Here is a 17931-nt window from a genome sequence, read left to right on the forward strand (position 1 = left end):
TTCCTTAGGTTTTGTGGGCTGGTCTCCTAATCTAATCGAACTGCAATTATACAGGAAAGTAAGAACTGAAATTTAAACTATGGGATTATTAAAAAGGAATCCGTTTGGACATATTTTATTTCTGAAAAAGTGGCTTATCCGTATTTTCGGATTGTTGACCCATCGCCGTTATCGCGGTTATAATGAACTGAGTATTGAAGGGTCTGAAATCATTAAAAACCTTCCCGATACCAACGTACTTTTTGTTTCAAATCATCAAACTTATTTTGCCGATGTCACGGCCATGTTCCACGTTTTTAACGCTAGCTTAAGTGGTAGGGTAGATTCTATAAAGAATGTGGGATACATCTGGCAGCCTAAACTCAATATCTATTATGTGGCTGCTAAAGAGACTATGAACGCAGGTTTACTTTCTCGAATTATGGCTTACGCGGGAGCCGTTAGTGTAGAAAGAACCTGGCGGGCAAAAGGGCAGGAAGTTGAACGAAAGGTAAATCCTGACGATACTAAAAATATAGGTACCGCCTTAAAAGACGGTTGGGTAATAACTTTTCCGCAAGGAACTACCAAACCTTTTAAACCAATTAGAAAGGGAACGGCACATATTATTAAACAATATAAACCAGTTGTAATTCCTATCGTGATCGATGGTTTTAGACGTTCTTTTGATAAAAAAGGAATCAGGATCAAGAAACGAGGTATTTTACAAACAATGCAAATAAAGGAACCGCTTCAAATAGATTATGAAAATGAATCTATTGAAGATATTGTAAGTAAACTGGAATACGCCATAGAGCAACATTCCTCTTTCCAAAAAGTTATTCCTGCGGAAACAGTAGAAGAGATGGAAGAGCTAAATAAAAAAAGGGAATATTAATAGTATTCCAAACCCGGAAAAACAAGAATTTGCAACCCAAGCGCTATTTTTACCTTATTAAAGTTCAGTATTTAGGCTATCGTTTACACGGCTGGCAGAAACAGCCAGATGTAAAAACAGTAGAAGAATTAATCACAAAAACGCTACGTTATGTAATGCCTGAACAAAAATTTAAAATTTTGGGTACCAGTAGAACCGATGCCATGGTTTCTGCGCAGGAGTCGGCATTTGAGTTGTTTTTAGATTACGAACCACTTTCCGATCTGGATGAATTTTTAAAAGAATTCAACCAGAATTTACCACAGGATATTCGAGCGCTTGCCATCACCGAAGTAGATGCGAAATTCAATATCATTCAGCATCCAAAACTCAAGGAATATGCTTATTTATTTAGTTTTGGGGAGAAAAATCATCCTTTCTGTGCGCCTTTAATGGCTAATTTTCAATTTGACCTTGATATTGAATTGATGAAAAAAGGAGCGAAGCTTTTTGAAGGCAAACACCAGTTTAGAAATTACTGCGTGCGGGTTTCAGAAAACAGCACTTTTGAGCGTGAGATCATTAAGTCTGAATTAGTTGAAAATACCGAAATCACCGCCAGCTTTTTTCCTGAAAAATCTTATATTTTTCATATTCATAGTGCCGGTTTTCTAAGACACCAGGTAAGGTTAATGATGGGGGCTTTGCTGCAACTTGGTAGAGGAGAATTGAGTCTCGAAGATTTAGAAAATAGTTTAAAACCAAGCGTAGAAATGCAAATGGATTATATAGTTCCAGCCTCGGGCTTACTTTTAAATAAAATTGGACTGGAAGATTTTTAGGACTACTTTTATTTAGATCAGTACTTCCTGCAAGGTTTTCAAAACCTTGTAGGTTTAGTTAATCAAAAAGACCTTAATAAATTTATTATCAATACTACAAGTCGGTAGTAAACCAATAATATTTGTGAATTCGTGGCTGGCTTTTTAAATCTCTGAAGAGATAAATGACTCTTTAAACTGTTCTGAACGTAACACATTTAGATCAATCAACTTTCGCTTCTTCTTTTTCTAAAACTGCCAAAGCCAACCTAATCGTTCCATAATCTATTGCTTCTTCAAAATGTTCGAAATATGGTTTTAAGCCTTCAGGATTTTCCAGTTCGGTTTTTGCATTTTCAATCGCTTTAAAATCAGCTTTCGAAATATATTTCATAGGATCTACGGCTTCATTTTTAGTATATAATTTTGCTAAATGCGAATAAACCGTAGTAATTGCAAGCTCTCGTTTTTTCGCAATTTCTTCCAGGCTTAAACCTTCATTTAATAAATTTAAGGTTGCCTTATAGGTATTAGCTTTTTTTCGCTTTTTTGTGCTGCGCTTTTTTTTACTGAAAGCGATGATCTCCTTTATGAATTCGTACCCGTAGTCCTGCATTTTTTGTCTTCCCACACCATTGATTTGAAGAAATTCATCATCGGTCATAGGGCGGGATTTTTCCATTTCTTTTAAGGTAGCATCAGTAAAGATGAGGTAAGCAGGAATTTCTTCTTCCCGAGCAATTTTTAACCTTAGCTGCCTTAGTTTTTCAAAAAGGGAATTATCTGAAGTTTTTTCTGAAACTTCTGCTTCTTCACGGCGTTTCAGTTTTTTGCGATCAGGAACTTCAGCAAGCTGTACTTTTTCGCCTTCAAACAAGACATTTTTGGCCAATGCGGTAAGTTGTAAATTATTGCCCCTATGAAATGCGATCTCTACATAACCAAGGTTGATAAGTTGAATGATATACTGCTGCCAGTGGTGCCAGGAAATATCATTGCCAATTCCAAAAGTTTTAAGTTTCTGATAGTTTTTACTGAAAACAGCTTCATTCTGTGAACCTCGTAAAACGTCTATTAAAACAGTGATCGGTTCGTTTTCTTTTAGCCTGAAAATACAGGAAAGGGCTTTTTGAGCGATAACAGTGCCGTCGAAAAACTGCGGCGGATTTTTACAAATATCACAGTTGCCACAATCTTCCTGCTTTAATTCTCCAAAATAACTCAGCAATATTTTGCGGCGGCAACTTAATGCTTCCGAATATTGCTTCATTCGGTCTAGCTTTGCGAGCTGCACTTCCTCATTTCCCGAATTGGAAGCAAATTTTTGCAACTGCACCACATCGGCATAACTATGAAAAAGCATGGTGTCTGAAGGCAACCCGTCACGCCCCGCACGACCAATTTCCTGGTAATATCCTTCCAGGTTTTTGGGCATATTATAATGAATTACCCAGCGAATATTAGATTTATCTATACCCATCCCAAAAGCGATGGTGGCACAAATAATTTTTGAATTGTCATTGATGAAATTGTCCTGAATTTCTATACGTTTCTCTGCCGGTAAGCCTGCATGGTAAGCTTCGGCTTCAAAACCTTTGCGTTGTAGTTTTTCAGCAATTTCCTCGGTGTTTTTTCGGCTTAGGCAGTAGATAATTCCGCTTTCCTTTTTTCGGGTTTTTACGAAATTGGTGATTTGCTCAAAACGCTTAATTCCCGGCCGAATATCAAGACTTAGATTTTTTCTGTCAAATGAAGCGATGTGTTTTTCGGCGTTTGGAATATTTAATTGCCGGCAAATATCTTCGCGAGTAGCTTTATCTGCTGTGGCGGTTAGCGCAATCATTGGGGTAGTGGGAAACCGATTTTTTAAATAGCCTAATTGCGTATATGCCGGTCTAAAATCGTGACCCCAGCTAGAAATACAATGGGCTTCATCTACTGCGATCAAACTTATTTTGCCGTCGCTCATAAACCGTTCTACAAACTGCAGACTTTCAGGAGCAACATAAAGTAGTTTTAATTCTTTGGAATCAATTTTTTTAAAGATCTCCTGTTGCTGGCTTTCGGTTTGGCTGCTATTTAAAAACGCCGCAGGAACGCCATTCGCGGTAAGTCCGTCTACCTGATCTTTCATCAAGGCGATAAGCGGTGAAATCACCAGCGTAATTTCGGGAAGCAAAATTGCGGGTAGTTGGTAACAAATAGATTTTCCGCCACCGGTGGGCATAATTACCAGGTTATCTTTGCCTTCAAAAACCGAATCGATGATCTTCTTTTGAAGCGGCCTGAAACTATCGAATCCAAAATATTCTTTAAGCGTATGTAAAACCCGGGTATTTTCCATAGCCGCAAAGTTAGCTTAAACTAATAATTGACAAACATTGCTGAGAAAAAATATGGAAAACCCTTTAATCGGGAATAACAAAACTTCAATATTAAAGATCGTAGGCTACATAAGCCTGGTTAATGACCCTAAAGGAAGCATTGGTATCGCCAACATTTTCAAATGCCTGGTAATCTATCCAAACAAAACCATTGTCGCCCCAGGCTTCTCCCCAGGAGTTTACCACTTTAAAAGCGCCAAATTCATCATTAAACCCAACTACTAACATCGCATGGCAAGTTACTTCTTCATAATCTACCGCGTGTTCCCGGTAAGCTGTTAGACCAAAATTATCGGTTCTACCAAATTCTGGAGAAAGCACTGCGCCTATAATTATGGGTTGCTGCTGGGTAAGCAGAGTTTTCATTTCGGCAATCATATTTTCTCCGCTTAATGCTTTATAATCGGCTATTCTAGCTTGAGCAGCCGCTTCAATTGTAGTTTCGTCGGGTTGGGTTTCACATTCATTTTCGGTGTAAGGAAAAAGTTCCAGGGCTGCGACACCCTGTTCCTCTATTAATGCAAGGGTTTCCTGAATAGAAGTCCCGCCACAATCATCTGAAGTAAGTTGATTGTAAGTGTAGGATGGGCTTAAGATATTTGCTTCAGAATAAGGTAAGCCAGATTCAATTTTCTCCTGAAAAGATTTCATATAATAACTTGTAGCCCAGGAAGCGCAGGAACCCAACTCGCCCTGATTGCCCACCGGGGGAAGAAATTCAGATAAATCGAAAGATTCAGGTAAATTATCTGAGATAGCTAAGTCTTCTAGTAAATTTTCAGCGTCTAAATTATAGTTCCCGTTGCCGCTACATTCCAGTCCCGTGAAATAAACTTCCCCATCTTCAGCCACAAACTGATTATCGGTTTCCTGTGGTACTTCAGGGATTTCAGGATTATTATTGCCGGAAGGATTTAAATCGTCTCTATCATTATAACAACCCGTAAGGCTTAAAGTAAGTACAAAAAGTAAAAGGTGAAGTTTTTTCATAGCAAATTCAGGTTGTTTGTTTTGACATTTCAGCATCAATCTTTACACCAATTTAGTAAAGATTTAAATTTCTTTGGAATTTATATGTATTAACTTAATGAGAACGAGAATTATTGTAATGAACTTTAATTTTTGAATTCTTCAATTTAATACTAATAGTACTTAAAAAGAAATTAGATGCTGCACTAGAAAATATGTACATTTGCAGCCGCAAAAAATCATTATTATGAAAGCCGGAATTGTAGGATTACCAAACGTAGGAAAATCAACGCTTTTTAATTGTCTATCTAACGCAAAGGCACAGAGCGCAAACTTCCCTTTTTGTACCATTGAACCTAATGTTGGAGTGGTTAACGTTCCAGACCCGAGGATTCAACGATTAGAAAGTTTGGTGAACCCAGAGAAAGTGCAACCGGCCACCGTAGAAATTGTAGATATTGCTGGTTTGGTGAAAGGAGCCAGTAAGGGTGAAGGATTGGGAAATCAGTTTTTAGGAAACATCAGGGAAACCGATGCCATTCTGCACGTTTTGCGTTGTTTTGAGAATGATAATATTGTACACGTAGATGGTTCTATTGATCCTATTCGGGATAAAGAAACCATAGATATGGAACTTCAGCTTAAAGATCTGGAAACTACTGATAAGAAGTTGGAGAAAGTTAAACGTGCAGCACGTACCGGGAATAAAGAAGCACAAAAAGAACAGACAGCTTTAACTAAAGTGAAAGAAGGTTTGGAAGCCGGAAAATCTGTTAGAGCTATAGATCTTACCGAAGACGAAAGAAAAGAATTTATAAAACCATTGCAATTTATTACCGATAAGCCGGTAATGTATGTTTGCAATGTAGATGAAGATTCAGCCGTTTCAGGGAATGCTCATGTAGAAAAAGTTAGAGAAGCGGTAAAAGATGAAGGTGCAGAGGTACTGGTACTTGCCGTAGGAACTGAAGCTGATATTACCGAATTGGACGACTATGAAGAACGCCAAATGTTTCTTCAGGATATTGGTTTAGAAGAACCTGGTGCTGCTAAATTAATTCGTGGAGCCTATGAGCTTTTAAATCTTCAAACTTATTTTACTGCCGGCGTAAAGGAAGTACGCGCCTGGACTATTCCAGTAGGATCTACCGCGCCACAAGCCGCCGGTGTAATTCATACCGATTTCGAAAAAGGATTTATTCGTGCGGAAGTTATTGCGTACGAAGATTTTGATCATTATGGAAGTGAAGCTAAAGTAAAAGACGCCGGGAAAATGAGGGTAGAAGGTAAAGAATACATCGTTAAAGATGGCGATGTAATGCACTTTAGATTCAACGTTTAATTTTATAAAATTTTCCGGGCCAGAGCTAAAAATCAAACTCCATACTTCGGTGTTTGATTTTTGTGCTATTAATGATTGCTGAAGATTCCTCTGAAATTATTTTAAGAGATTTTCACCTTTAAACCTGCTTATACTCCATATTTAACTAAGTCTTATAAACTCTCCTGTTTTTTTAAAATTAGTTTACCACTTGATTTTACTGAAGCTGTGAGTATTTTTCTAATTTTATTTTTCAACCAAAAAAGAAGAGAAATGAATTTTAGAAAAAATAATAGAATGACTTTACACACACCTAATTTTATAAAAAAGACCGGGCTGGTAATTATGGCCTCTGGTGTTTTATTTGCCTGTAACGATGGTAATAAAAAAGAGGATGCAGAGATAGAATTCGAGCAGACCATGGAAGTGGAAGAAGATACCGTATCTAATTATGCATACGAAGGTAATGCAGTAGCAGATTATCTTACCTACATAGATGGCGAAGACGAATACGCGGAAATGCAGGAGGAAATTGATCCTGAGACAGCCCTGCAGAAATTCGCCGCGGCGGTTTCAGAAAGAGCCCAAAGTTATGGAATGGAAGCCAATGAAGAACTTGAAGTTATTGGAGATACTTTAAGTAATTCTAAAGAAGATATGAGTGCGCAGATGCAGACCGCAATTGCTTCATTGGAGAAGCTTCAGGAGAATTCTTATGAAGAACTTTCTGATGAAGTAGACGAGCTTAAGGCTGAACTTCAGGAGATAGATATGAAGTCAGATGATGTTAAAGATAAATTAAGATCTTTCTTTAATAAAGCTGCCGATGTTATGGAGGAGATGGACGCACCAACCGATGAAGGAGCAATGAGTAGAAATCCTGGAGCGATAGATAATTCAGATTACAGCCAGGAACCGGATACTGTTGAGGTAGACCAATAAGAAATACGAAATATAGATTATTTAAGAGTCACCAGTTAGGCGGCTCTTTTTTTGTCCTTTATTTTCTTAATTTTAGGCAAATAAACATTGTTTATGAAAGATAATTTTTCTTCAAAGTCTTCATCTTATGCTAAGTATAGACCAACTTATCCGCAGGCATTATTTCAATTTCTGAAAGAAAAACTCGATAGCACAGCAAGAGCATGGGACTGTGAACGGGAAATGGCCAGGTGGCGGGGGAACTAGCAAAGTTCTTTAAAGAAGTTCAGGCAAGCGATATAAGTCAACAACAATTAGACAATGCGGTGAGTCAGCCCAATATTCATTATTCGGTACAGCCTGCTGAGAAAACCAGCTTTCCAGACCATAATTTCGATCTAATTACTGTGGCGCAGGCTATTCATTGGTTTAATTTTGAGGCTTTTTATAAAGAAGTAGAACGTGTTTTAAAACCCGATGGCATCATCGCGGTGATAGGTTATTCTTTGTTTAAAAGCAATCCGGAAACCGATGAGGTTATCCTTAATTTTTATCGGGATATTATTGGTCCGTTATGGGATGAAGAACGTAGGTATTTAGATGAAAAATATAAAAGCATCCCTTTTCCATTTAAAGAGATTAAATCTCCTGCATTTGAGCAAGAATATCAGTGGACGTTCACTCATTTAATTGGCTATTTAAAAACCTGGAGTGCCGTAAAACATTACGAAAAAGCAAAAGGAGAAAACCCGGTAGATCTAATTGAAGATGAACTCAAAGCATCATTTGGTGCTAAAAACAAAGTAGTGTTTCCTATACTTTTTAGATCAGGAAAACTTGTTAGATAATTTTTTGAATTTAAGTGGCATAAAATATGATTACCTTCAGCTCGTTAATAAATGAACATATAGCTGATTAAAATTATTGATAATGAATAAATTAGGTTTTATTTTCCTGTTTGTTTCAGGAATGCTTTTTCAGAATATTTCCGCACAAAGCTTTGCCGAAGACCAAACGGTAACTCAACAAGTGCTTCAGGAGCTTAATCGGGAACGCAGTTTGTTAAGCCAGAATCTGGAATTTAGAATCAAGGAAATAGATTCTAAAATCAGCAATCTTGATGAAAGTATACAAAATACAAATTCTTCCGCAGAAAAGGTTGAAAAACTATTGGAACGCGTTAAATTTTTGGAAGAAAGACAGGAAGAAATAGATAAAAACACCATAAGCGTTTACAAGTATAATTATAGCTCTGCTGTGCTGAATTTGGCATCTATGGAGCGTGAGATCAAGCCCCTAAATCTCTTTAATGCTTCCCGGGAATTTTACGCGACCTTAGACCAGGTGAGTAATCCAATGCATTATGAAGGTTACCAGGAATGGTTTGGGCAGTTTAGAAAATTTGTAGAAGAAGAAAAGAAGAATGATGCCCGGCTTTCAGCTTTGAGTCATATTCTAACGGTAACTGGCGACCTTGCCCAGGGCACTCCTTTTACGGGAATGTTTGCAGGAACCGTTTTTGACGGAATCGGCAGTTTTATAAATTCTCTGGGTTGGGGCGATAAAAAGCTGAAACAGCAAAGTACCGAAATGCTGAAACTAACCACAACTGTGGCACAATTTACACACGATAAGGATCTTATAGAAACCGAATGGGAATCTATAAATAAGAATCTGGATGAATTAAAAGAGCTTCAGGAAAAAGCAATGCAGGAAAATTTGGTGCAAATCCTTGAAATAGACCCGAAGGAATTTGACAGAAATTTTACCAATGAGACCGATGCGAAAAAACGTACCCAATACATTCTTGATATTTCTAAAATAGCCGAAAATAAAATTGCTGAAGAGAAAGCTAAAAACCCTGAAAACTGGAAACAGGATTATCACGATCAAATGATCGCGGTACAAAACCTGAAAATTCGATTTGGGACAATTACTTTCAGAATACTGGAAAATCTAAAAAAATATGATTCGCTCATTAAGAAATATGAAAACGATGAATATTTAAAGACAAAAATTGCAGATTTAAAAAATAAGTTGAATACCGTACGAAACAGCTTTGAATCTACTTTTAATCCGCAAGAATATATTAAAGCGTCTAATGAGATGTACGTGGTAGAGTAGAGGTTTCCCTCCTAATTAATAAAGACTATCTGAGAATCTTAGATCCCGAAATAAATTAAGGATGACGTTTAAAGATTTTCAGATAGTCTTTTATGTTTGTCTAATGCTTTAATTCAGGCAGAAGTTTTTCAATTCTATCTCTGGAACCTTCATATTGTGCCGGTAATTTCAGGCTGCTTCCCAGTTCTTCCAGGTCTTCATCTCGGGTAAACCCTGGATTATCTGTTGCGATTTCAAATAAAACTCCGCCGGGTTCTCTAAAATAAAGGGAGAAGAAATAATCACGATCTATCTTTTCGGTTATTTGAAGGCCTTTTTCTATTATCTTCTCACGAAAATACATTTGAGTTTCTTCATCTTTAACACGAAAAGCAATATGATGATTAGTTCCACCGGCGTTGATACCACGTTCGGCGGTTGGATCTTCGTGAATATCTACAATGGCAGCATTTTCTACAGCACTTGTTTTATATCTATAAAAATCATCCTCTTTTTCTTCGAGTTCATAATCAAAGATATCGGTAAGAATTCCGGCCGTAGGCCCTACATTGTAAAGAGTAAGTGTAACGCTATGAAATCCTTTTAAGGCGACATCGCTTTTAATTTCATCGGTTTCCCAGGCTTCACGATCATCTTCGTGTTTAGGAACTACCAGTTTTAAATTAAGTCCGTCTGGATCGCGAAAGGGTAAATATTTTTCTCCAAACTGTTCCCTGGTTTTACCGAATTCAACACCATTTTTCTCAAAGCGTTTTTTCCAGAAATCCAGGCTTCCTTCCGGAACCGAATACCCAATTTCTGTGGCCATTCCCACACCATTTTTACCTTTTTTGACTCTTTCCCATGGAAAAAAAGTAAGAATGCTGCCCGGAGTGCCTGTTTTATCTCCAAAATAAAAGTGATAGGTTTTTGGATCATCAAAATTCACCGTTTTCTTAACCATCCTTAATCCAAGCGTTTTGGTATAGAAGTCGTAGTTGCGCTGTGCATTTCCTGCGATTGCAGTGATATGGTGTAAACCAAGTATTTTATGTTCCATGTTTTTTTCTTTCAATTACGCAAAAAACGAGCGTATTTCGGTTAAATTAATCGTAAAACTGCATATAAGACCGCTAATTTTTACTCGATAATCGGGATTAAATACTCCGTGGCTTGCCTCGGAATCAAATTGTATTTTGCAATCTTAATGCTTCGTGAGCTTGCTCCGAAGTAGTTTACTGCGGCGTTTATATAGTTTATAAGCTTCAATCCAAATTACCGATAGAAAGCCTGTAACGATGCATAACGATAGTTGTTTTATCGAAATCTGTCCAAATTCAAAAAATACTCTTAGTGGTTCCCAAAATAACATTGCTGCACTTAGTATTGTTGTTATTCCAATTATAATTGGGATAAGCTTATTTTTATAAGAAAGGGTTGTTACTGCAGAATAAAAGAAAGATCGATTAACCAGGGTTAAAAATATATTAGCGGCTATTAAACAGCTAAAAACCATGCTACGGGTAAGATCTTCAGAAAACCCCGAAGAAACAGCAAAGCGATAAATACCCAGAGTTCCTACTGAAATACCAATACCCTGAGTAATACTTAAGCTTAGCTCTTTTACATTGAAAAAGCTTTGAGTTGCCGGTCTTGGTTTTTGCTTTAGAATATTGGCTTCAGCCGGTTCATTTTCATAAATAATAGAGCAGGTAGGCCCCATGATTAATTCAAGAAAGATAATATGTACCGGTGAGAAGATATTCGGATAGATCCATCCCAAGGCCAGGGGAATAAATACGGTGAGGATTATAGGAATATGAATTGAGATAATATACTGAATTGCTTTTTTGAGGTTGTTGTAGATTCTTCTGCCCATTTCTACGGCATCTACCATCCCGAAAGATCATCTTTTACCAGAATTAAAGAAGCAGCTTTTTTCGCGATCTCACTTCCTTTTTTGCCCATAGCAATACCAATATGCGCAGCTTTTAATGCGGGGCCATCATTCACCCCATCTCCGGTCATTGCCACAATTTCGTTGTTAGCTTTTAGCGCATTAATGATCTTTAATTTTGCCTCTGGAAACATTCGGGTAAAAATATTGATGGTCTTTACTTTCTCTTTGAGTTCTTCTTCAGAAAGTTTTAGCAGCTCTTCGCCATCCATGCTTTTTCCTGAATTTTTGAAATTTATTTGCCTGGCAATTTCTCCGGTAGTTACCGCATTATCGCCGGTAATTATTTTTACCTGAAGTCCTGCGGAATAAAAATCTTCAAACACTTTGCTGATATTTTCTTTAGGTGGGTCGTAAAAAGCGATAAGTCCCAGGAATTCAAATTTTAAATCTTGCTGAATTTCAGGAAATTCTTCTATTTCTGAAGTAACTTTTCCTACCCCCAATACTCTAAAACCCTCACTTGCCAATTGGTTTAGTTGTTTTTCAATATGTTCTACCGCACTTTGTTCCAGATTAGAGACTTTTAATAAAGCTTCAGGGGCACCTTTAGCGGCAATGATCTTTTTTCCACTTTTATTTTCAAAAACATGAGTCATCATTGGGGGTTTACCGCTAAGAGGATACTCGTGTACCATTTGAAAATCTGATCTTAGATCTGAAGCTGTATTCAGTTCATAAGCTTTGTGTATAGCAATTTCCATGGGATCAAAAGGAATGGGCTCGCTGGCCCACATGCTTACTTCAATAAGGTTTTTAGCTTCTTTATTGAGGTTAGCATCTGCATCCTGAATCTGCCAATTTTTGTTAGTGACAATTTTTGCAAGACTCATTTTATTTTGAGTAATAGTGCCGGTTTTATCAGTACAAATTACAGTCGCGCTTCCCAGGCTTTCCACTGTTTTCATTTGCTTTACCACAATGCCCATTTTCATGAGTCTCCATGCTCCCATAGCCATAAAAGTGGCGAAAGCAACGGGGATTTCTTCGGGAAGAATACTCATAGCCAGTGTTAGCGCTTGCAGTAAACTTTCTAGAATGCTTAGTGATTCTTCATAATTAAGAATCCAAACCAGTAAAAAGAAGAAACTGCCGGCAATCACCATTTTCTTCACAAAATTGTTGATCTGTTTCTCGAGTAAGGTCTTTTCGGTTTTTTGGGATTCCATGCTTTTCCCGATTTTCCCCAACCGGGTTTTATTGCCAATGGCAGTGACTTTAGCCACGGCAAGACCTCCAACCACCTGGGTTCCCATAAAATTTCAGGATTTTCGTCCGCTTGTTTTGAAACGCTAAACGATTCTCCGGTCAGCACAGATTCATTAACAGAAAAGTCATTGGATTGCATGATTTTGGCATCGGCGGGAACACTATTGCCTTCTTCAACCACAATAATGTCGTCTAGAACTAATTTTGAAGCGGAAATTTTTTCAAGCTTTTGGTTACGAATAACTTTCGTTTCCGGTTGAATGATCTCCTTTAGTTTTTTAAGCGCATTTCTACTCCTGGTTTCCTGAAATAAAGAAATACCTGCTACCAATAAAATTGCAAAACTAAGGAAGAGTCCATCTCCTGGATTTCCTGTAAGAAAATATATACTTGCGGCTACAAAAAGCAAAATGATCATTGGTTCGGTAACCAATGTTTGCATTGCAGTAACAAATCCCGATTTTCTTTTAGAAACTATTTGATTGTACCCATGTTTTTCGGCAGAGGCTTTAATCGCTTTGGAGGTAAGTCCTTTAAAATCTGCGGTAAGACTGGACATAAAATAGCTGAGATAAGGCTTGAATTAGAGATGTTTTTGGAGCCGTTTTACAATATTGTAAGTATTCGAGTCAGAATAGGTGCCAAAAGCATTTACCAGGACGCCTTTTATTTTATGATTATGTGAGGAAATGGCATAGACGATCATTTCATCGCCGGGATCTGTCATTCCTTCGAAACGATAGATTTCATCAATTTCGAATTCCTCAGGGGAAAGTTCCAGAGAGCGTGCAGTATCTACAATTTGATCTTTTTCCGGCTCTAATTTAAAGTCGGTAGTATAACCGCGCGTTGCCAGGCCATTTATGGCCTGGCTGACTGTTTCGTAATCGTGTCTTTCTACCAGCATAATTATATTATATATACCTGTTAAATTAGATAAACTATTAATGTAAAACAACTGAAAATCAGTAATTTATTTAGCTTTAAGGTGATTTTTAGTTCAGGGAATTAATTATTTTCTTCAGTTTTTGCTGCACTTCGGTAGCTATTTCCTCGAGAGAATCATTTTTTGCGGCCTGCATAGAAGATATTGGGTCTACGGCTGAAACTTCAATTTCACCATTATCATTTTCTTCCACAATTACATTACAGGGTAGAAAAACGCCAATTTTATCTTCGCTCTTTAAAGCTTTGTGAGCAAATTCAGGATTGCAGGCGCCAAGAATTCTGTATTTTTTGAAATCTACATCTATTTTCTTCTTCAGGGTTTCCTTTACATCAATTTCAGTAAGTACCCCAAAACCCTCTTCTTTTAAAGCTGCAGTTACTGTTTCTATAGCTTTGTCAAAGTTTTTTTCTTTTAAAGTAGTATTAAAATAGTAGCTCATAACTTAATTTTTTTTCGGTTTGTTTATCGTATTAATTTACGAAGAAAATTAAATACTAAGAAGCTCTTTCATAAGAAATACTTTGAGAAAAGATTTATAATCTGAAGGCTATTCAACTTCAGGAAAAAATAAAAAAGCTTACTTTTGTGTTAGAAATTCTACTTTTTGCAACTAATTATGGGTCAAAGAATATTACTGAATGCTGTTGAAATAAATATTATTCTGCACCGTCTTGCCTGCCAGTTAGTTGAAAATCATACCGACTTTAAGAATACCGTTATTATTGGAATCCAGCCTCGTGGTGTTTTTCTTGCTGAAAGAATTATAAAAATTCTCCAGGAAGAATATGGAATTACCGACTTGAATTATGGGCATTTAGATATCACTTTTTACCGTGACGATTTTAGAAGGGGTGAAAAGCCGCTGGAAGCCAATAAGACTAAAATAGATTTTATAGTAGAAGATAAAAAAGTGGTTTTTATAGACGATGTGCTTTACACAGGCCGAAGTATTAGAGCTGCACTTACCGCTGTACAATCTTTTGGCAGGCCTGCAGAAATTGAATTACTAAGTTTTATAGATAGAAGATTTAGCCGTCATTTACCAATTCAGCCAGACTATAATGGGAGACAGGTAGATGCCATAAATGAAGAAAAAGTAATAGTGAACTGGAAAGAAAACGATGGGGAAGACGTGGTTTATCTGGTTTCTAAATAACTAAATATATGAGCGAATTAAGTGTAGATCACTTACTGGGAATTAAATATCTTAACGAGAAGGATATTGAGCTTATTTTTAAAACTGCAGATCATTTTAAGGAAGTGATTAACCGGCCCATTAAAAAAGTCCCTTCGCTTAGAGATATTACCATAGCTAATTTATTTTTTGAAAATTCTACCCGTACCAGACTTTCTTTTGAACTTGCCGAAAAACGATTAAGCGCCGATGTAGTTAATTTTTCAGCAGCTTCATCTTCGGTTAAAAAAGGAGAAACGCTTATAGATACCGTAAATAACATTCTATCTATGAAGGTTGATATGGTAGTTATGCGGCATCCAAATCCAGGAGCAGGTATATTTCTTTCCCGTCACGTAAAAGCAAGTATTATTAATGCTGGAGACGGAGCCCACGAGCATCCCACCCAGGCACTGCTGGATTCTTATTCCATAAGGGAACGTCTTGGGGAAGTAGCGGGGAAAAAGGTGGTTATTGTAGGCGATATTCTGCACAGTAGGGTAGCGCTCTCCAATATTTTTGCACTAAAATTACAAGGAGCTGAGGTTAAAGTTTGCGGCCCGAAAACACTTTTACCTAAACACATTGAGTCTTTAGGGGTAAGTGTAGAAACCGATCTTAAAAAAGCGCTTGAGTGGTGTGATGTAGCCAATATGCTTAGAGTTCAGAATGAACGTATGGATATTAGCTATTTTCCCAGCACCAGAGAATATGCACAACAATTTCAGTTGAATAAAAGAATGCTGGAAAGTTTAAATAAAGAAATAGTGATAATGCACCCGGGACCAATAAACCGCGGAGTGGAAATTACCAGCGATGTTGCCGATGCCGAAAATGCTATTATTTTAGACCAGGTTCAAAATGGGGTTGCAGTTAGAATGGCGGTAATATATTTACTGGCTTCAAAGATCAACCGCTAAAAGCTTTGGCTTTATAAGTTTAAATTTAAAGAATTACACAATGAAGATTTCAGAGAAAGAAAATTATATATTAATAGAACCATTAGAAGCTCCGGTAGTAGATTTTGTTTCTCTACTTACCCAAAGGCACGAGGAATTTGAGAAGAAAAATGTTGTGGTTAGTCTTTTGGCTTATCACAACCTTCAAAAAGAAGAAGTGATGGGTTTTTTAGAAATTTCTAAAGCTCACCAAATGAATGAGAAATCTTTTGTTTTGGTTAGTAATGCGGTTACCATAGATGAACTGCCAGAAGAAATTATTGTGGTGCCTTCTTTAAAAGAAGCCGAAGATCTTATTCAAATGGACGAGATTCAAAGAGATTTAGGTATATAAAATCTTTTATATGAAGCTTAATATTCTTGGTTGTTATGCAGCTACCCCGCGTAGTTTTACCAATCCTACTTCCCAGGTGCTGGAAATGAAAAACGAATTGTTTTTGATAGATTGTGGCGAAGGAACCCAGGTGCAACTAAGACGAAACAAAATAAAGTTTAACAAGATAAAACATATCTTTATTTCCCACCTTCATGGCGACCATTGTTACGGCCTTGTAGGTCTTATTTCTACATTTAGACTGTTAAACAGGGAAAACGAGTTACATGTTTATGGCCCAAAAGGAATAAAGGAGATTATTACGCTGCAGTTAAAATTATCTAATTCCTGGACCAATTACCCACTTTACTTTCATGAGCTTGAGAGTAAGGAACCGCAGGTTATTTATGAAGATGAAAAACTTAGTGTAGAAACTATTCCTCTCATACATAGAATTTATACCAATGGATTTCTTTTTAAAGAAAAGCCGGGAGATCGCAAATTACTTATAGATAAAGCCGTTAGCTATAATATAGACGTTTCTTTATTTAAAAGTATAAAAAAAGGAAAGGATGTCACCTCAGAATCTGGAGAGTTAATTCCTAACCATCTTGTTACTGCAGATCCTGATCCAACCAAGAGCTATGCTTATTGCAGTGATACTGCTTTTAACCAAAAGATGGTTCCTCAAATTAGCGGGGCTACGGTTTTATATCACGAATCTACTTTTCTTGAAGACAAAGCTCAATTAGCCTTTCCAACCAAACACAGTACAGCTAAAGAAGCTGCGCAAATTGCCAAAGAAGCCGGAGTAAAGCAACTTATTCTAGGCCATTATTCTACCCGATATGCTAATATCAATTTATTTAGGAAAGAAGCCGCAACTATATTTCCGGAGGTTGATTTAGCCGATGACGGGAAGGTTTTTATCTTTGAATAACACTTTTTACTTTTTTGTACCTACATTTTTAACGTATTAATTTTTGTTCTGCTCATTTTCAGTAGGGTTAATCCTACTATTTCTGTTAAAAAACAGATAAAATCGATGAAATGCACAATTGAATATGCATTTAGTCGATAAAAAGTGTACTTTTAACTTCCCAGTCTAACATGATTAACTATGAGAAAAAGTACACTAAGGTTTGTTATGCTTGTTTTGCTAGCTGTTTCAACGATTTCTTGTGCAAAGGAGAGCATCGAAGAGGAAGTAAATTCCTACAATCATACTGCTAAAGAAAAACTCAATTTTGATTATTCTGCAATTGAGAATGAGATTCTTGTTTTAGTGAATGAACATAGAAAAAGTTTAGATCTTGCACCTCTTGAGCCTATTGCTGAAATTTCAGTTGAAGCAGAATCTCATAATTATTATATGCTTGAAGTAGGAGAGGTGAGCCACGATAATTTTGGAGCTCGTTACGAAAATTTAGTAAAAACAGTGGGAGCTAAAGCTGTTAGTGAAAATGTAGGTTATGGATACCGTACTGCTGATGCTGTGGTTGAAGCCTGGTTAAACAGTAAAGGTCATAAAGAGAATATTGAAGGAAACCATTCCCACTTTGGAGTATCTGTGCTAGACGATGAAAATGGGCGTAATTATTTCACCAATATCTTTATAAGAAAGTAAATTTTGTTTTTCATAGCTTGATTAAGCAAAAGAGGCTGTCTGAAAAGGCAGCCTTTTTTGTTGTATTATTTTCTGGTTTTTAGTATTTTCATGTAATGAAAGCCAAAGCAGTATTTAAGACCTATGACCAGTCGCAGTTAAGTCTTTTACCTCCCAGTTATGATGATCTGGTCCCTGCCCATCATCCCGTTAGGATCGTCAATACGATTATTGATCAAATCGACATCGCTGACCTGGAGCGAAGTTATAAAGGAGGAGGTACCTCCAGTTACCATCCCCGGATGTTGCTCAAGGTGACCATCTATGCGTACCTTCGCAATATGTATTCCTCTCGTAAAATTGAGCAGGCCCTTCAGGAGAACATTCAT

21 protein-coding genes are annotated in these 17931 nt (G+C 37.1%); 13 read left to right on the plus strand and 8 right to left on the minus strand.

All coding sequences use genetic code 11. The annotated features are described in order from the left end of the window. The first annotated feature begins 79 nt into the window (after positions 1 to 79). Both B5440_RS14700 and B5440_RS14705 read left to right on the plus strand, forming a co-directional pair. Positions 80 to 877 (plus strand): lysophospholipid acyltransferase family protein, encoded by a 798-nt coding sequence (locus B5440_RS14700; RefSeq protein ID WP_070054692.1) that lies wholly within the window; start codon positions 80 to 82, stop codon positions 875 to 877. 29 nt (positions 878 to 906) lie between these two features. Continuing rightward, positions 907 to 1698, plus strand: a complete 792-nt coding sequence (locus tag B5440_RS14705) for a tRNA pseudouridine synthase A (protein ID WP_070054691.1) — start codon at positions 907 to 909, stop codon at positions 1696 to 1698. Between the two features lie 202 nt (positions 1699 to 1900). Here B5440_RS14705 and recQ read toward each other — a convergent pair whose 3' ends face one another. Then, entirely contained in the window at positions 1901 to 4021 is a 2121-nt protein-coding gene (gene recQ / locus B5440_RS14710; RefSeq protein ID WP_070054690.1) for a DNA helicase RecQ, read from the minus strand. A gap of 91 nt (positions 4022 to 4112) precedes the next feature. Then, positions 4113 to 5051: a C1 family peptidase gene (locus tag B5440_RS14715; RefSeq protein WP_157823648.1), complete on the minus strand. Its 939-nt coding sequence runs from the start codon at positions 5049 to 5051 to the stop codon at positions 4113 to 4115. Between the two features lie 226 nt (positions 5052 to 5277). On the opposite strand from B5440_RS14715, the gene ychF reads away from it, so the two are divergent. The 5 genes from ychF (at position 5278) to B5440_RS14735 (ending at position 9396) form a co-directional block, all read left to right on the plus strand. Further along, positions 5278 to 6372 carry a redox-regulated ATPase YchF gene (gene ychF / locus B5440_RS14720; protein ID WP_070054688.1) on the plus strand — a complete coding sequence of 365 codons (1095 nt, stop codon included), beginning with the start codon at positions 5278 to 5280 and terminating at the stop codon, positions 6370 to 6372. 252 nt (positions 6373 to 6624) lie between these two features. Continuing rightward, the gene (locus B5440_RS14725; protein ID WP_070054687.1) at positions 6625 to 7293 is read left to right on the plus strand and encodes a hypothetical protein; all 669 of its coding nucleotides are present in this window, start codon (positions 6625 to 6627) and stop codon (positions 7291 to 7293) included. 93 nt (positions 7294 to 7386) lie between these two features. Continuing rightward, positions 7387 to 7539, plus strand: a complete 153-nt coding sequence (locus B5440_RS15775; protein ID WP_232756026.1) for a hypothetical protein — start codon at positions 7387 to 7389, stop codon at positions 7537 to 7539. Beyond that, positions 7524 to 8120: a class I SAM-dependent methyltransferase gene (locus B5440_RS14730; RefSeq protein ID WP_232756025.1), complete on the plus strand. Its 597-nt coding sequence runs from the start codon at positions 7524 to 7526 to the stop codon at positions 8118 to 8120. The genes B5440_RS15775 and B5440_RS14730 overlap by 16 nt, the downstream gene beginning before the upstream one ends. 82 nt (positions 8121 to 8202) lie before the next feature. After that, a complete protein-coding gene (locus B5440_RS14735) occupies positions 8203 to 9396 on the plus strand; it encodes a hypothetical protein (RefSeq protein WP_070054686.1) in 1194 nt (397 codons plus the stop codon). A 100-nt stretch (positions 9397 to 9496) separates the two neighbouring features. Here the strand turns inward: B5440_RS14735 and B5440_RS14740 are convergent, their stop codons facing one another. From B5440_RS14740 to B5440_RS14755, 6 genes are all read right to left on the minus strand, one after another. Beyond that, positions 9497 to 10435 carry a ring-cleaving dioxygenase gene (locus tag B5440_RS14740; protein WP_070054685.1) on the minus strand — a complete coding sequence of 313 codons (939 nt, stop codon included), beginning with the start codon at positions 10433 to 10435 and terminating at the stop codon, positions 9497 to 9499. 144 nt (positions 10436 to 10579) lie between these two features. Then, on the minus strand, positions 10580 to 11272 hold the full coding sequence (locus tag B5440_RS15845; protein ID WP_317039380.1) for a cation transporting ATPase C-terminal domain-containing protein: 693 nt from the start codon (positions 11270 to 11272) through the stop codon (positions 10580 to 10582). Further along, positions 11266 to 12558 carry an HAD-IC family P-type ATPase gene (locus B5440_RS15850; RefSeq protein WP_317039381.1) on the minus strand — a complete coding sequence of 431 codons (1293 nt, stop codon included), beginning with the start codon at positions 12556 to 12558 and terminating at the stop codon, positions 11266 to 11268. The genes B5440_RS15845 and B5440_RS15850 overlap by 7 nt, the downstream gene beginning before the upstream one ends. Continuing rightward, positions 12444 to 13100 (minus strand): P-type ATPase actuator domain-containing protein, encoded by a 657-nt coding sequence (locus tag B5440_RS15855; protein ID WP_317039379.1) that lies wholly within the window; start codon positions 13098 to 13100, stop codon positions 12444 to 12446. Before B5440_RS15855 ends, B5440_RS15850 begins: the two co-directional genes overlap by 115 nt. Before the next feature lie 24 nt (positions 13101 to 13124). Continuing rightward, positions 13125 to 13448, minus strand: a complete 324-nt coding sequence (locus B5440_RS14750; RefSeq protein ID WP_070054684.1) for a phosphoribosylpyrophosphate synthetase — start codon at positions 13446 to 13448, stop codon at positions 13125 to 13127. 88 nt (positions 13449 to 13536) lie between these two features. Continuing rightward, positions 13537 to 13929, minus strand: coding sequence for a DUF302 domain-containing protein (locus tag B5440_RS14755; RefSeq protein WP_057480825.1), 393 nt, complete (start codon positions 13927 to 13929; stop codon positions 13537 to 13539). A 177-nt stretch (positions 13930 to 14106) separates the two neighbouring features. Here B5440_RS14755 and pyrR point away from each other — a divergent pair, with 177 nt between their 5' ends. The 6 genes from pyrR to B5440_RS14785 all read left to right on the plus strand — a co-directional run. Then, a complete protein-coding gene (gene pyrR, locus B5440_RS14760) occupies positions 14107 to 14646 on the plus strand; it encodes a bifunctional pyr operon transcriptional regulator/uracil phosphoribosyltransferase PyrR (RefSeq protein ID WP_057480826.1) in 540 nt (179 codons plus the stop codon). A gap of 8 nt (positions 14647 to 14654) precedes the next feature. After that, positions 14655 to 15584: an aspartate carbamoyltransferase catalytic subunit gene (locus tag B5440_RS14765; RefSeq protein ID WP_070054683.1), complete on the plus strand. Its 930-nt coding sequence runs from the start codon at positions 14655 to 14657 to the stop codon at positions 15582 to 15584. 40 nt (positions 15585 to 15624) lie between these two features. After that, a complete protein-coding gene (locus tag B5440_RS14770; RefSeq protein ID WP_070054682.1) occupies positions 15625 to 15957 on the plus strand; it encodes a ribonuclease Z in 333 nt (110 codons plus the stop codon). A gap of 10 nt (positions 15958 to 15967) precedes the next feature. Then, positions 15968 to 16876 (plus strand): ribonuclease Z, encoded by a 909-nt coding sequence (locus B5440_RS14775; protein ID WP_070054681.1) that lies wholly within the window; start codon positions 15968 to 15970, stop codon positions 16874 to 16876. Between the two features lie 180 nt (positions 16877 to 17056). After that, positions 17057 to 17563: a CAP domain-containing protein gene (locus B5440_RS14780; protein WP_070054680.1), complete on the plus strand. Its 507-nt coding sequence runs from the start codon at positions 17057 to 17059 to the stop codon at positions 17561 to 17563. A gap of 95 nt (positions 17564 to 17658) precedes the next feature. After that, positions 17659 to 17931, plus strand: a 273-nt coding sequence (locus B5440_RS14785; RefSeq protein WP_200805512.1) for a transposase, incomplete at its 3' end; no start/stop codon positions are given.

Source organism: Salegentibacter salarius (assembly GCF_900168265.1).
Classification (GTDB): Bacteria; Bacteroidota; Bacteroidia; order Flavobacteriales; family Flavobacteriaceae; genus Salegentibacter; species Salegentibacter salarius.

Excerpts from the sequence above, each read along its gene's own strand:
- B5440_RS14700 (WP_070054692.1), top strand. The coding sequence starts at position 80 with ATGGGATTATTAAAAAGGAATCCGTTTGGACATATTTTATTTCTGAAA.
- recQ (WP_070054690.1), bottom strand. The coding sequence starts at position 4,021 with ATGGAAAATACCCGGGTTTTACATACGCTTAAAGAATATTTTGGATTC.
- B5440_RS14715 (WP_157823648.1), bottom strand. The coding sequence starts at position 5,051 with ATGAAAAAACTTCACCTTTTACTTTTTGTACTTACTTTAAGCCTTACG.
- ychF (WP_070054688.1), top strand. The coding sequence starts at position 5,278 with ATGAAAGCCGGAATTGTAGGATTACCAAACGTAGGAAAATCAACGCTT.
- B5440_RS14725 (WP_070054687.1), top strand. The coding sequence starts at position 6,625 with ATGAATTTTAGAAAAAATAATAGAATGACTTTACACACACCTAATTTT.
- B5440_RS15775 (WP_232756026.1), top strand. The coding sequence starts at position 7,387 with ATGAAAGATAATTTTTCTTCAAAGTCTTCATCTTATGCTAAGTATAGA.
- B5440_RS14735 (WP_070054686.1), top strand. The coding sequence starts at position 8,203 with ATGAATAAATTAGGTTTTATTTTCCTGTTTGTTTCAGGAATGCTTTTT.
- B5440_RS14740 (WP_070054685.1), bottom strand. The coding sequence starts at position 10,435 with ATGGAACATAAAATACTTGGTTTACACCATATCACTGCAATCGCAGGA.
- B5440_RS15845 (WP_317039380.1), bottom strand. The coding sequence starts at position 11,272 with ATGGTAGATGCCGTAGAAATGGGCAGAAGAATCTACAACAACCTCAAA.
- B5440_RS15855 (WP_317039379.1), bottom strand. The coding sequence starts at position 13,100 with ATGTCCAGTCTTACCGCAGATTTTAAAGGACTTACCTCCAAAGCGATT.
- B5440_RS14750 (WP_070054684.1), bottom strand. The coding sequence starts at position 13,448 with ATGCTGGTAGAAAGACACGATTACGAAACAGTCAGCCAGGCCATAAAT.
- B5440_RS14755 (WP_057480825.1), bottom strand. The coding sequence starts at position 13,929 with ATGAGCTACTATTTTAATACTACTTTAAAAGAAAAAAACTTTGACAAA.
- pyrR (WP_057480826.1), top strand. The coding sequence starts at position 14,107 with ATGGGTCAAAGAATATTACTGAATGCTGTTGAAATAAATATTATTCTG.
- B5440_RS14765 (WP_070054683.1), top strand. The coding sequence starts at position 14,655 with ATGAGCGAATTAAGTGTAGATCACTTACTGGGAATTAAATATCTTAAC.
- B5440_RS14770 (WP_070054682.1), top strand. The coding sequence starts at position 15,625 with ATGAAGATTTCAGAGAAAGAAAATTATATATTAATAGAACCATTAGAA.
- B5440_RS14775 (WP_070054681.1), top strand. The coding sequence starts at position 15,968 with ATGAAGCTTAATATTCTTGGTTGTTATGCAGCTACCCCGCGTAGTTTT.
- B5440_RS14780 (WP_070054680.1), top strand. The coding sequence starts at position 17,057 with ATGAGAAAAAGTACACTAAGGTTTGTTATGCTTGTTTTGCTAGCTGTT.